The organism is Propionigenium maris DSM 9537 (assembly GCF_027925155.1).
Lineage (GTDB): Bacteria > Fusobacteriota > Fusobacteriia > Fusobacteriales > Fusobacteriaceae > Propionigenium > Propionigenium maris.
Window position 1 is genome coordinate 83,978 of sequence record NZ_BSDY01000006.1, and the last position, 13,929, is coordinate 97,906.

Genomic DNA, 13,929 nt, shown 5'->3' on the forward strand with positions numbered 1-13,929 from the left:
ATATAGATGAGAGTAGGAGTGTACGCAGGAAGTTTTGATCCCATAACAAAGGGGCATGTGGACATAATCAAAAGAGCAGCAAAACTTACAGATAAACTGATAGTGGGTATTCTAAATAACGGAAGTAAGAAGTACTGGTTTTCTCTAGAGGAGAGAAAGCAAATGGTGGAAAAGGTAATCGGAAGTATAGAAAATATTCAGATAAAAACCTTTGAAGGTCTTCTTGTTGATTTTATGGAGGAAAACAATGCTGATGTTATAGTGAGGGGACTGAGGGCTGTATCGGATTATGAGTATGAGCTGCAGCTTGCCCTGGGGAACTCTGTACTTTCAGAAGGAAGGCTGGAGACGGTATTTCTTCCAGCTACCAGAGAGAACCTTTATTTAAGTTCCAGTTTAGTGAGGGAGATAGCTTTAAATAAAGGAAAGCTAGACAGTTTTGTGAATAAGGAAATAATTGAGGACATAGAAAAAAAAGTATGTGATATGAAAAAAAGGTGAGGTTAATTGGCGAAGAGTAAAAGTTATTTTGTGTGTAATGAGTGTGGATATAGAAGTGCTAAGTGGCTGGGGAAGTGTCCCGAATGTGACAGCTGGGGAACCCTGGATGAGGAGGTAGAGATCTCCCCTAGGATCAGCAGTTCCAAAGCCAGAAATATTGTAGTTGGAAAGAGTGAATCAAAGGTCTACTCCTTTAAAGAGATAGAGGTAGAGAATAACTTCCGTTATAAAACCAGGCTTAAAGAGTTTGACAGGGTACTGGGAGGAGGACTTGTTCAGGGAGAAGTAGTACTTCTTACAGGTAACCCGGGAATAGGAAAGTCTACCCTTCTTTTGCAGACTGCTGAGGAGTATACAAGCTATGGGGATGTACTCTATGTTCTGGGAGAGGAATCACCATCACAGATCAAGGACAGGGGAGAGAGACTGGGAATATCCTCTAAGGGACTCTATCTTATGCCGGAAACTGAGATGGAGAGCATCTATGAGCATATAGTGACGAGAAAGCCCAAGGTAGTGGTGATCGATTCCATTCAGACCCTCTACAGCAGCAACTCGGAATCCATTCCTGGAACTCCCACACAGATAAGGGAGTGCACATTAAAAATAGTGGAGATAGCCAAAACTCACAATATCTCCTTCTTTATAGTGGGGCATATCACAAAGGACGGAAAGGTAGCAGGACCGAAACTCCTTGAACACATGGTGGATGCTGTACTTAACTTTGAAGGGGAGGAGGGACTCTACTACAGAATCCTCAGAAGTATTAAAAACAGGTTTGGTTCAACCAATGAGCTTGGAATATTTAATATGGAGGAGGACGGGATGAAGGAGGTTAAAAACTCCTCGGAGTTCTTCCTCAGTGAAAGGGATGAAAAAAATATCGGGAGTATGGTAGTTCCTGTACTGGAGGGAACCAAGGTATTCCTTCTGGAGATCCAGTCCCTCATCACAGACTCACCCTTTGGGATTCCCAAAAGAATCGTTCAGGGGTTTGATAAGAACAGGATTCAGATCCTCTCGGCCCTTGCTGAAAAACTCCTTGGGATACCCCTTGGAACAAAGGACCTCTTTGTAAATATTCCCGGGGGAATAGCCATAAAAGATCCTGCAGCAGACCTGGCAGCAGTGGTGGCTATGCTATCTGTGGCCAGAGGAATAGAGGTAAGTCAGAAGGTAGGTGCCATAGGTGAGCTGGGACTTAGAGGAGAGATAAGAAAGGCCGCCTTTATAGACAGAAGGCTCAAAGAGATGGAAAAGCTAGGTTTTTCAGGGGTATATGTTCCAGAAGCCAATAGAAAAGATGTGGAAAAGAAGAATTATAAATTAAAGCTTATCTACCTGAAGAGTCTGGATGAGCTTGCGGAAAGGATGAGATAGTTATGAAGGAAGTGGAAATGAATACGCAGGAAACTCTAATAGACATCCTTTCTAATGTTACACCTGGGACAAATCTGAGAGAGGGTCTAGATAACATACTAGATGCAGGTACCGGTGGATTTATAGTTGTGGGAATGGATAAGGAGATAGAGGGGATGCTCGACGGTGGATTTTTTATAAACTGTGAGTACACTCCCCAGAAGATATATGAACTTTCTAAGATGGACGGGGCTATAATCTTAGATGATTCAGCCTCAAAGATCCTCTATGCAAACGTTCATATGCAGCCTACAAAAAACTATTCAACCAATGAAAGTGGAACCAGGCACAGGACAGCTCAGAGGGTGGCCAAGCAGGCTGGAAAGCTTACTATAGCAATCTCCGAGAGAAGGAACAGGATAACCCTCTATAAGAATGAGTTTAAGTATAAGCTAAGAGATATAGGAGAGATTACTACCGAGGCAGCTCAGGCAGTAAAGACCTTTGAAAGGTATAAACAGGTACTGGATAAGGAACTGAGCAATCTTACAATAATGGAGTTTGATGACCTGGTAACTCTTTATGAGGTAACAAGTATCCTTCAAAGATATGAGATGCTCTTTAGGATCAAGAAGGAGGTCAGGCACTATGTGGCTGAGCTAGGGCTTGAAGGAAGACTTATAAACCTTCAGCTAGAGGAACTTCTTCAGGGACTTAAGGAGGAGAGGATAAACTTTATCAAGGACTACTACAACGATGAGAAGGATGAGCTGGATATCGATAATATAAACTCCCAGCTGATAAGCTACAGTGATGAGGAGCTTTTGGAACCGGAAAAACTCTCCTATGTACTGGGGCACGGAAGAAGCTACTCAACTCTTGATGACAAGGTAAGTCCTAAGGGATACAGACTTCTGGGGAAGATCTCCAGACTGAATAAGAAGGATATTGAAAAGATAATAAATGAGTATGAAGATCTTGCCTCTATACAGGAAGCCAGTATAGAGGAGCTCTATGAGATCAGAGGTATCAGCAAATTTAAAGCAAGATCCATAAAAAATGGACTGAAGAGGTTGAAGTTTACGAAGGAACTAGAGAGATAATTCTAGGAGGTATTGTACTATGGCCAATGACATGTATACAGTTGAAGATCTAAAGGAATTTATCAATCACCATCTGAGATTTTTTAGGAAGATAACCCTTCTGCCAATCCTTGTAATCTATCTTCTTACAGGGATATTTCAGGTTGGGCCAGATCAGGAAGCGGTATTGCTTCTCTTTGGTAAGTATGAAAAAACTGTGGGACCTGGAATACACTGGTATTTTCCAAGGCCTGTGGGAAGAAGGATAAAGGTAAAGACGACCAAGGTATACAGAGTAGAGGTAGGATTCAGAACGGTAGATATAGGTCCTCCAGCCAAGTATCAGGATATTTCCAAGGAATCCCTGATGCTAACAGGGGATGAGAATATAATCGATCTGGATTTCAGTGTGCAGTACAAGATAGTAAACCTGAGAGACTATCTCTTTAAGGTAAAAAATCCCGGAAGTACCATAATATCAGCTGCTGAGGCAAGTATGCGTCAGGTAGTGGGGATGTTTGAGATAGATGAAAGTCTGACTGAGGGAAAGAGTAATATACAGATCCTCACCAAGGAGAAGCTGCAGGAGATATTGGATATCTACGGGATAGGTATACAGGTTCTCAATGTGCAGCTGCAGGATGTACAGCCTCCTAAACCTGTACTGCAGGCATTTAAGGATGTGGCCAGTGCCAGGGAGGACAGGATAAGGTATATAAATGAAGCCAATGGATATGCCAATGATGTAATACCAAAGGCCAGAGGTCAGGCCAAAAAGGCTGTGAATGAAGCCCTAGCCTATAAGGAAAGAAGGATCAGGGAAGCCAATGGAGACGTGGCAAGATTCCTAAAGCTCTATGAAAACTATAAACTGGGAGAGGAAGTAACTAAAACGAGACTCTACCTGGAAAATTTAGAGAAAAACCTTAAGAATACAGACAAGGTAATAATAGATAGTGAAGTGAAGAGTGGAGTTTTAAACCTTATCCAGGGGGAGGTGAGAGCCAATGAAAAAAGTAATTAGCTCTATACTGATACTGGTAGCGATAGTAGCCTATACCTCCTTATTTACAGTGACTGAGATGGAAAGAGCTGTAGTTATAAGGCTGGGGAAACCAGTTGGTGACCCTATAGAGACCAGTGGTTTAAAGGTGAAGGTTCCATTTATAGACAGGGTAGAATACTTTGATAAGAGGCTTCTTGAGTATGATTCGGAACCTAAGGAGCTCATAACCAGGGATAAGAAGAATATAGTAATAGACAACTATGCAAGGTGGAGGATAGTAGATCCCCTTCTATTTCTTCAGACGGTTCACGATGAACGGGGAGCTCAGGCACGGCTTGACGATATAATCTATTCCGAGGTAAGGGAGAGGCTGGGACAGTACACCCTCCTTGAAATAATTGCCATTAAGAGAGATGAGATTATGGAGATAGTTACCCGGGAGAGTGCCGAAAAGGTGAGAAAACTGGGAATAGAGATAGCGGACGTAAGGATAAAGAGGGCGGATCTTCCAAAGCAGAATGAGGAAAATGTATATAAGCGGATGGAAGCAGAGAGACATCAGCAGGCAAAGAAGTATCGTGCTGAGGGGCAGGAGAAAGCCCTTGAGATAGTATCTGAAGCTGAAAAGAATAAGACCATAATCCTGGCTGAAGCCTATGAGAAGGCTGAGAGGATAAAGGGAGAGGGAGATGGTGAAGCTGTAAGGATATATGCAGACGCCTACAACAGAGACCCTGAATTTTACAGGTTTACAAGAACCCTCACAGCTTATGATGAGATCCTTGGAGGAGACGGGAAGACCAAGGTCCTTCTTTCTACAGACTCTGAACTATGGAAATACCTAAATAAACCAGATTAAAAAGCCGACTATGTCGGCTTTTTTTTTAGATTTTATTTTTTCTTTTCTTCTATAAGAGAATTTATTTTACTTATCCTTTGTTTTGACTCTTTATTAGCTCCCATACCTAAATCTGTTAAGATATACTCGAATAACATCTGAAGGGGTACTATGAAGTTGAAATAGCTCATTTCTTGAGAATCTACAATTAAATTTATTTTTCCTTCAAGTATATTGTAAATATTGTTGTGGTGATTACATTTTACAGGGTTTTTTTTATGAGGGATTTTTTATTTTAAGTGGTGTACTTCATCTGATAATACACCTTTCTATTAAATTATATCATCTGACATTAACCCAAATACTTTTTTATTTAAATTTGATTTTTTCTTTATGCAAATCATTCTACTATAAAAAACCACCTATAATATAGGTGGTCCTTATAAATTTATCCAAGGTATTCAGTTCTATTAAAACACTTTATAAATATTAATTAGCATTAACTATATGGTTTGTTGCAACTTCAGCTTTATCAGCTAATTTTTCAACACTTCCAACTGTTAATTTAACATAATCCTCTAGAAGCTCTTCTGTTAAGTATGGAATAGGATTTTCAGCCTCATACTCCTCTGTTACTACTATATTAATAACAGCACCTGTTCTTTTAATCATTCCTGCTCCACCAATCTCTTCGTGTAGAGTATTTGACATAAAGCTTATTCCACCACAATCTTGACTTACAACATTAGCTAGCTCAGATATAATCTGAACCTTATCCCTTGAAAGATCAGCCACTTTAAGTTTTTCTCCTAGTTCTATAATTTTGGTTGCAACCTTTTCAGTATTAGCTTTTAAAGCACCCTTGACTCTTTTGGCAGCCCCTTCATGAAACTTGCATGTAATTCCTAATTCCTTAGCTGCTTCAACTACAGCCTCTACTGCGTATGGATTGTCGTCCTCTGCATCTCCTCTTACAAAAAATGTAGTTTCTGTAAGTCCCTTAGAGAACCCTGAATAGATCATTGCTTCTATTATTAAAGTAGGTAGCTTATCCATTCCTAAAGCCTCTATTATCTCTTTTTTAGAATGATTAGGGGAGTTTCCTTCTAGATCTTCATTTGGTCCAATTCCCCCCTCTGTACAGTTAACTGTTCCCAGTACACTTGTAGGTATTCCGTTTATATCTAAGATAGTTCCAACAATACTACCAAAGTTCCCCTCAAGATCTTCAACTGTTGAAATAAACTTCTCTGGATAGTTCCTGCTAAAGCTATTTAGAGCTGCGTTGGCTATTGCAGTTTGTACTGCTACTGGAGTTTCCATTACTCCCTGACCATATATCCTACCAAACTCCTCTAACACTACTGTATGAGTATTGATAGCCTTCTTACCGATCATCCTTTTAATTATAGCTTTCTCCTGCTGAGTATATATCCTCTTTACACTACCATACCCTTCGCCACCATTTTCAAGTACAGCGATGATCTTATCTCCTTCAAACCTAAAATCTGCTATTGTAAGATCTGTTCCAGTAGCTTTTTGAAATAAGGATAATACCACCGATAGACCTGGTGAATCATCCTGTACCTGATTGTTTAGACTATGACAGTGTCCGCACCCTACGTGACCTGCTATAGCTACTCTTCCTACCTTTTCACTACTAAATTTTATATTCATATTTTATTGGCCCCCTAGTTTTAGATTAGTAACGATGTTCCTAATACATATACAAACTTTAAGAACTTCTCCCTTGAAAGTCTCTTAGCAAGGTATCCACCAGTTGCTACACCTAAGAATACACCTGGCAGTCCTATTAAAGTAACTAATAGAGAGTGTGAATTAAACTCTCCTCCAAGGATTTGACTCAGCATTAAAGATCCATTCATAAACAGCCATACAAAGCAAAGACTTCCTCTGATCTGATCCTTATCCTTAAACTTCTTTGCTGCATATATTATAAGGAATGGTCCTCCAGATACAAACATCCCCTGAAATAAACCTGCAACGATTAAAACTATAATTAGAGCTTGGTCACTAAAGTCTAACTCACCCTTATAAAACATCTCCTTTAAAGCCACTGCTATAACAAACAATGCATATACCTTTAGTAGGATAGTTGGTGATGAAAACTTTGAGATTAGTATTCCACCTAAGAGTCCTGCCCCCATGATTACAACTATTCTTTTAGCTTCCTTCCAGTCCATATTTTTGTATGTTTTTGAAAAGATAATTGCTGAACTTATTAGTCCATATGTATTAACTGCTACCTTTGATGTTGCTAGTCCCTGTAGGTGTATCGATGGAGGCATCGCCAGTAACGACCCTGCAAAACCTGTGATTCCCTGAATAATGTTAGCTATATAGATAGCTAGTCCAAACAATAAATTATTTGATGTTAATATCTCTTCCATTTTTCCCCCCTTGTATCTCTTTTTTTTTGAAATTTTTATAGTATAATGACCTATTTTTTAATTTATAAACGCTTTTTTATAGTTACTCGCCTTGTAAAAATTTAATATCTTCTATATAGATTTTTATAAAACGAGTAGCTCCCCTTGATTAAAAGCTACTTTCCAACATACGCTACTACGTCTATCTCTACTCTTACGTCTAGTGGTAATCTTGCTACCTCTACACAAGCTCTTGCTGGCTTGTTGTCGCTAAAGTACTCTGCATAAACCTCATTGATTGCTGCAAACTCATTCATATCCTTTATAAATACTCCTGCCTTTACTACATCGTTTAATGATGCTCCTGCTTCCTCTAAGATCGCCTTTACGTTCTCTAGAGATTGTCTTGTCTGCTCCTTGATATCCTCTGATACTAGAGTCATTGTTGATGGTACATATGGGATCTGTCCAGATACAAATATCATATCTCCTGCTCTCATGGCCTGTGAATATGGTCCCACTGCTGCTGGTGCATTTTCAGTAAAAATTGCCTCATTCATATTATCTTTCCTCCTACCTTTTATATAACTTAACTTGCATAAGTTTAAAGGCATTTATAGCAATAATAAACCTATACAAGCTAAGTTAGTTATTAAAAGTTTTAATTCATTTCTAAGATCTTTATACTACTAAATCCATTACTCCCTCTAGCTCTTCGGACTTACTCTAAGCTTCATTTATAAAGCATATAGAGCTGATGATCTACCTTTATAAAGTAATATTCCTTCACTTCTTGCTAATAGTTAAATACCTTCAACCATCTCATCAGTAGAAATACCATTTACTTTGTGTAAACCTCTTCCTTTAATATATCTTCATATGAAAAAATATTATATCCACTTCCTGAATTTAGTAAAAGTATATTTTCATCCTTCTTAAACTTACCTTCTCTTATCATACCAATTATTGCAGCCATAAACTTACCTGTATAAACAGCATCTAAAATGATTCCCTCTTCTCTAGCTACCATTTGAATTGCTTCCACCATCTCTTTAGTTGGTGCACCATAAGATTCTCCAATATAATTATCATCAACTACAATCTCTTCTCTTGAAATTTCAGGCATACCAAATATTTCTGTTACTTTATCTGCAAGTTCTTTAACCTTATCACCTTGGATTGGCTCTTTTTTACCTACTGATACTCCTTGAATAGGAATATTCATATTTAATCCCTTTGTTCCAACTAATAACCCAACATGCATAGATGAGCTTCCTGAAACACAACATATCTTATCTATGTTTAATCCCATCTCGAATAACTGCTCGTTAATTTCTTGAGCACAAGAGATATAACCTAAGCAACCAAGTTCATTACTTCCTCCACCCTGTACTATATAAGGTTTTCTTCCTTCAGCTCTTAACTTTTCTGCAAGCTTTTCTAGCTCATTAGGCATATCTGAACCACCTGGTACTACATGTACATCTTCTACACCTAGTAGATGATAAATAAAGTTATTTCCAGTAGCATTACGATCATAACTGCCTTCTATTCTTTCTTCCATAATTATTTGAGCTTTAAGTCCTTCCTTAACTGCAGCACCTATTGTTAATCTACAGTGGTTAGATTGTACAGCTCCGCAAGTTATAATTGTATCTGCACCTTGTTCTAAAGCTTCAGCCATTAAGAATTCAAGTTTTCTAGTTTTGTTTCCTCCTCCTGCTAATCCTAAAAGATCATCTCTTTTCATATAGATATTTGGCCCACCTAATAGTTTACTTAACCTTTCTAAGTGTTCAATCGGCGTCTTATAAGATGTATATCTTCTTCTTGGATATTTTGCTAAATTCATTGTTACCTCCTACAGTAATTTTTATATTTTTCTTAACACCAGAAGTTTAACATTGTTTTATTTTTTTTCAAAACTTTCCAAAAGCAAACTATTGTTGGAAATAATATTCATTTTTTATTGATTTTAAAAAAATAAAGCCTTACTGGTTAAACCTTTTAACTTTTAATTTTATTTATAAAAAAAAATACCCCTTTCATTTTATAGAAAAATATTTTATAATGAAAAATTATGAATATAAATAGTAATGATATAGAATTTTTAAAACAACTAAAAGGTAAGCAAGTATTGGTTCAAAATATCATAAACCTAAGTGAGCAGCGAATTAAATACAAAATAAAAAAAACTAACTATATCTTAGGTCTTATGAAACATTCTCAAATAGTCATCGATGATCTAGGCTTTATAAGGTTTGAAGAGGATATCATCAAATCTCTAATAAGGGATTTTGATGGAATTAACTTCTCTAAAAGTCACAGGTTAAATTCTATCGTTATGTTTCTATTAAGGGATAATTTTGTTAAAAAAGTTGAGTTGGAAAGGCATTTAAGTTGTAGTAAGAGTAGTATAAAAAATGACTTTTTAGAACTTAAATCAATTTTAAAAATATTTAAAATTAATCTAAAGTATGTTCACAGAAAGGGATTTTCATTAGTAGGTAAGGAGGAAAAGGTTCGAAATTTTTTCCTGAATTACTTCATGACTAACTATAACTTCTTTGAAAAAAATGTATTGTTAAAAGAAGCACAATTATTAATGGAGGATATTTTAAAGGGAATTAACTCATCCTTTGAAACAAGTAAGATTATCTCAATCCTTTTGACAATACAGTATTATAGAATCATATATGGAAACACTATCACTGAAGATGTTTCTTCTATTATTTCACCGTTTAAACATAGGGTTAAAGGAGAAAATATTTATACTACTAAACTTATGAAAAATTCCGATATTCTAAAAGGAGAGGACCTTTATATAGAAGTTTTTCTAAATAATTTAATCTATAATAATATTCGTGTTTCGTCCTCTAAAGATCTTATCTTTATAAACTCCTTAGACATCTTTATACGAAATGTAGAAAGAAACTTAAGCCTATCTCTTGAGGAGGATGATAAACTTCGTAAGGGGCTTTATAACCATATTCAAGCTTTACTTTTTAAGAAAAATAATCATATCCCCGTTAATAATGATGATTTTGAATCCTTCAAAAGAGAGTTTTCTCTTTTATATAAAACAGTGGATCAAGAGAGTAGAATATTCCAAAATAACTTTAATGTTAGGTTTGAACAAGGAGACCTTATCTATATCTCCTACCACTTTTTATCTGCTATAAATAGAGCCAATAAAAAGAAAACTAAAAAAATATTGATTGTATGCAACAAGGGAATTGGAGCTTCTAAAATCTTAGAAGAAAAGCTGAAAACACTCTTTTATGTGGATATTGTAGAGAATCTCTCCTTCTACGAATATAAGAATCAAGATATTAACGAAGTAGATATCATCATCCATACAATAGATCTATTTAAAAGTAAAAATTCAAATATTAAAGTGGCTCCCTTTCTTTCAAGAGTAGATATTGAAAGACTTGAGAGCTTAGGGTGTTTAAAAAAATAAAGGTTCTTCACAACTATCCTTGTAAAATAACTATGAGGTGGTTTTATGAAGGTAAAAATATTAAATGAATCATTAAGATTTATAAATTTATTTCTATGTGCATTTTTTTTAACATATTATTTTTCATTATTTATAGGAATTCCATCTGATGAAGCTAAAACTTTAGGTTTTATTATGATTCTTCTTAATATTATTGCTTCATTCAAAAGGATTCTAGCTTTATTTAAATAAGTGGTTAAATATCTTTATACCATATAAAACTATTTAAAAAGTCAGATTTAATCTGACTTTTTTGTTTAATTTATTATTTTAACAAATTTTTAAAAAAATAAAAGAGTTAACTTTTTTATACTTTTTTATTAAAAGTTAAAACTATTAGCCTCTTAGGTTTTTAAAACTTAGTTTTTTCCATGTTTTTCAGAAGTATTACTTCCTTCTAAAAAATCCTCTGTCTTCACTAGGAAATCATCCTATGTTATTCTAGACCAATAACATTAATAAATTAGGAGATGCTATGAAAAAAATATTATCACGAAAAGAAACTAAAGGTCTTATTATTTGCTGTTTAATTGCTATTGCTGCTAAAAATCTTGTATTTTTAGCTCCTTCCCTTGGTAGTACTTGTATATCAATTGTCATTGGTATTGTTGTGGGAAACCTTATAAAGGGAGATCAAAATCATCTCAAGGGAGCTGTTTTTGCAGAAAAGAAATTACTTCCTATCTCAATAATGTTTATGGGAGTAACACTAAAGTTGAGTCAGGTAACTAGTATTGGTGCAAAGGGAATTGGATATGTTGCTATTACAATGTTTCTTGTTATTTCTCTTGCCATCCTTTTGTGTAGAAAGCTTGGATTTTCTAAAGAGTTTTCCTTTTTAATGGGAGCTGGAAACGCTGTTTGTGGATCTTCAGCTATTGCTGCTACCTCTCCAGTTGTGGATGCTCACGAGGATGAAGTAGGAATATCTGTGGCTATTGTTAATCTAATGGGAACTATCTTTATGTTCCTTCTACCTGTTTTAGCAGTTAGAGTTCTTCACTTTGATGATGTAAAGACTGGAATTCTTATTGGTGGAACTCTTCAATCTGTTGGACAAGTTGCAGCTAGTTCTGGAATGGTTAACTTAGAAGTGCAAACCATAGCTATGTTATTTAAGATGATTAGAGTAGCATTTTTAGGAATTGTTGTTACAGTTTTTTCTCTTTCACTTAACAAATCAAGTGAAGGTAAAGATACCAAGAAAAAATTCCCTGTTCCTACTTTTATAATAGTATTTTTCATCCTTAGTATATTAACACACTTTGAATTTCTTTCATCTGGCATTATTTCCATCTTAAAGATTTCTAGTAAGTGGCTTATGTTAATATCCATGGCTGGTATTGGAATGAGGATTCAAGTATCAAAACTTTTACAAGAGGGTCCTAAAGCACTAATGGCTGGTATTGGAATTGTTGCTATACAGATCTTAGTTTCATTAACCTTTATCTTTTTACTATTCAAATAATAAATTAATAAAAAAGACAACTACTTTAAACTGTACCCTTTGTCAAGGACACATTAAAAAAGGTATGGCTAGGCCGCTTGTGTTAAAAGATGATTTCTGTATTGAACAGGAGTCATCTTTTTTAAGTTTCATTGATACCTATGGTGATTGTAATATTTCATATACTTATTTATCTCCCTCTTAACTTGATCTAGTGTTTTTAATGGTTTTAAACCCAAGTCCTCCTTCATATGACCAAAAAATGATTCCATGGGAGCATTATCCCAGTAATTCCCCTTACGCGACATAGACTGGCTGATTCCATTTTCTTTAAGCAACTTTTGAAACCTAGGATTCGTGTAGTGAAATCCCTAATCCGAATGAATCAGGCAATCAGGATGAAGTAGAAGTAGATGAAGTCAAGGAAAGCGAAGCAGCATAGAAGTAGAAATAGAAAATAAGTGGGAAGAGAAGTTTTCTTCTCTTCTCACCAGACAATAATCGGAGGTAAATAAAATGAATAGATATAATCAATCAGGAGAGCAAGTAAAGAAGATCAGTAAAAAGAAGTCATTAAGTATATCGAAAAGACTGGAGAAAATAAGACAAGAGAAGCTGAAAGAGATGATAATAATAGCTTTATAATTAGTTGAAATTTTTTTCTTTTGCCAAAAATACTTAAAAAATACAATATTGAAAAAAATCTTAGTAAGGAAATATTTCTTAAAGATATGTATTACTCAGAGCAATTACACTTAGTGATAGGAGATTTATTGCTGTAAGAATTTGCAGTATAAGGAACACATAGGAATCAATCCTATGTGCTTTTTCTATATCCCTACGTTCTTCATCTTTGCCAGTAACTAAATCCCATCTTTTAAATAAACATAAACTGAGACACTATCTTGCCATTGATATCCCTTATAATTACTTGAAGTATCCAGATTTGATATAGCAGTGATAAAATTTATTTTGATGATTAAGAATACCATTAAACCTTATCTCTTGGAATAGTTTGTTCCTATCCAACCCCAGAGAATCCTTGGTAGCTTTAACAAAACCGCCTACAGAAATATGGTTCTCAGTATCATTAAACTCCTCAAAAGAAAAAAGGATTGAAGTCATAATAGGTGCTTTTTTTAAGTTAACAAGTGGCAACTATAACGCAGTTAATAAAAAAATTAGAGAAAGATAGGATAAAATAAAAATTTGTTCTTATAGACATTGAAAATCAAATAATGTGCTTTATTTATAAAAAAATGAGATATTTATTAGGAAGACTAAATAAAAATTTAGTAAAATAAAGGTGGTTAATAAATGAAAATTTCATCAATAAAAATATTATCTAAATTATACTTAACCTTTTTATTATTTATATTAATAATTGGATTTATAGAGAAACTTATTTGGCATTTCTCTATAATTGGAGTATTTGGTATTTTTATTGGTTTTCCGATTACAACGTTATTATATATATTTGTTTATCTAAAATGGAGAAGAACGTTAATTGATAATTTTGAAATTTTCAGAGCAAAACACCTTTTAAAAAGCGGAGAAATACATCATAAAATGTATTATGTTGCTCAAATTATCATAAGTTTTACTTGCATATATCGATTTAATTTATTAAAGACATTTTTATTAGAATAAGTTATTAATTATATTTTTTTAAGCACGCTATTTTAAAGTAGTGTGCTTTTTATTTTATAGAAACAAATAGATATTTGTTGCTGTAGTTTTTAAATATCGACCATTTGAAAATATCGTCAATGGAGTTCTAAAATAAAATTTAGAAAAATATTCG

At 34.8% G+C, this 13,929-nt stretch carries 14 protein-coding genes and 1 pseudogene; 10 read left to right on the forward strand and 5 right to left on the reverse strand.

Translation table 11 applies throughout. The features are described 5' to 3' along the window. Nucleotides 1-6: 6 nt before the first annotated feature. The 5 genes from coaD to hflC are packed head-to-tail and all read left to right on the forward strand — an operon-like array spanning nucleotide 7 to nucleotide 4,807. The gene (gene coaD / locus QMG11_RS07685) at nucleotides 7-501 is read left to right on the forward strand and encodes a pantetheine-phosphate adenylyltransferase (protein WP_281834880.1); all 495 of its coding nucleotides are present in this window, start codon (nucleotides 7-9) and stop codon (nucleotides 499-501) included. Nucleotides 502-507: 6 nt separating this feature from the next. Further along, nucleotides 508-1,881 carry a DNA repair protein RadA gene (gene radA, locus QMG11_RS07690; RefSeq protein ID WP_281834882.1) on the forward strand — a complete coding sequence of 458 codons (1,374 nt, stop codon included), beginning with the start codon at nucleotides 508-510 and terminating at the stop codon, nucleotides 1,879-1,881. Nucleotides 1,882-1,883: 2 nt separating this feature from the next. Continuing rightward, on the forward strand, nucleotides 1,884-2,963 hold the full coding sequence (gene disA / locus QMG11_RS07695; RefSeq protein WP_281834884.1) for a DNA integrity scanning diadenylate cyclase DisA: 1,080 nt from the start codon (nucleotides 1,884-1,886) through the stop codon (nucleotides 2,961-2,963). A 19-nt stretch (nucleotides 2,964-2,982) separates the two neighbouring features. Beyond that, nucleotides 2,983-3,966: an FtsH protease activity modulator HflK gene (gene hflK, locus QMG11_RS07700; protein WP_281834886.1), complete on the forward strand. Its 984-nt coding sequence runs from the start codon at nucleotides 2,983-2,985 to the stop codon at nucleotides 3,964-3,966. Then, nucleotides 3,950-4,807: a protease modulator HflC gene (gene hflC, locus QMG11_RS07705; protein WP_281834887.1), complete on the forward strand. Its 858-nt coding sequence runs from the start codon at nucleotides 3,950-3,952 to the stop codon at nucleotides 4,805-4,807. Before hflK ends, hflC begins: the two co-directional genes overlap by 17 nt. A 468-nt stretch (nucleotides 4,808-5,275) precedes the next feature. Here hflC and QMG11_RS07710 read toward each other — a convergent pair whose 3' ends face one another. From QMG11_RS07710 to cuyA, 4 genes are all read right to left on the reverse strand, one after another. After that, nucleotides 5,276-6,463, reverse strand: coding sequence for a hypothetical protein (locus tag QMG11_RS07710; RefSeq protein ID WP_281834888.1), 1,188 nt, complete (start codon nucleotides 6,461-6,463; stop codon nucleotides 5,276-5,278). A gap of 20 nt (nucleotides 6,464-6,483) precedes the next feature. Next, nucleotides 6,484-7,197, reverse strand: a complete 714-nt coding sequence (locus tag QMG11_RS07715; protein ID WP_281834889.1) for a sulfite exporter TauE/SafE family protein — start codon at nucleotides 7,195-7,197, stop codon at nucleotides 6,484-6,486. 155 nt (nucleotides 7,198-7,352) lie between these two features. Further along, on the reverse strand, nucleotides 7,353-7,736 hold the full coding sequence (locus tag QMG11_RS07720) for a RidA family protein (RefSeq protein ID WP_281834890.1): 384 nt from the start codon (nucleotides 7,734-7,736) through the stop codon (nucleotides 7,353-7,355). Nucleotides 7,737-8,017: 281 nt separating this feature from the next. Then, complete coding sequence (gene cuyA / locus QMG11_RS07725; RefSeq protein WP_281834891.1) at nucleotides 8,018-9,028, reverse strand: D-cysteate sulfo-lyase; 1,011 nt, start codon at nucleotides 9,026-9,028, stop codon at nucleotides 8,018-8,020. A 228-nt stretch (nucleotides 9,029-9,256) separates the two neighbouring features. Here cuyA and QMG11_RS07730 point away from each other — a divergent pair, with 228 nt between their 5' ends. From QMG11_RS07730 to QMG11_RS07740, 3 genes are all read left to right on the forward strand, one after another. Then, nucleotides 9,257-10,639, forward strand: a complete 1,383-nt coding sequence (locus QMG11_RS07730; protein ID WP_281834893.1) for a BglG family transcription antiterminator — start codon at nucleotides 9,257-9,259, stop codon at nucleotides 10,637-10,639. Nucleotides 10,640-10,684: 45 nt separating this feature from the next. After that, nucleotides 10,685-10,870, forward strand: a complete 186-nt coding sequence (locus QMG11_RS07735) for a hypothetical protein (RefSeq protein ID WP_281834895.1) — start codon at nucleotides 10,685-10,687, stop codon at nucleotides 10,868-10,870. A 283-nt stretch (nucleotides 10,871-11,153) separates the two neighbouring features. Further along, nucleotides 11,154-12,146 carry a YeiH family protein gene (locus QMG11_RS07740; RefSeq protein WP_281834897.1) on the forward strand — a complete coding sequence of 331 codons (993 nt, stop codon included), beginning with the start codon at nucleotides 11,154-11,156 and terminating at the stop codon, nucleotides 12,144-12,146. A gap of 128 nt (nucleotides 12,147-12,274) precedes the next feature. On the opposite strand, the pseudogene QMG11_RS07745 reads toward QMG11_RS07740, so the two are convergent. After that, nucleotides 12,275-12,529: pseudogene (locus tag QMG11_RS07745) on the reverse strand (integrase core domain-containing protein); the annotation flags it as partial. Between the two features lie 112 nt (nucleotides 12,530-12,641). Here QMG11_RS07745 and QMG11_RS07750 point away from each other — a divergent pair. After that, nucleotides 12,642-12,770, forward strand: a complete 129-nt coding sequence (locus QMG11_RS07750) for a hypothetical protein (protein WP_281834900.1) — start codon at nucleotides 12,642-12,644, stop codon at nucleotides 12,768-12,770. Between the two features lie 672 nt (nucleotides 12,771-13,442). Beyond that, the gene (locus QMG11_RS07755; RefSeq protein ID WP_281834901.1) at nucleotides 13,443-13,775 is read left to right on the forward strand and encodes a hypothetical protein; all 333 of its coding nucleotides are present in this window, start codon (nucleotides 13,443-13,445) and stop codon (nucleotides 13,773-13,775) included. Nucleotides 13,776-13,929 lie beyond the last annotated feature (154 nt).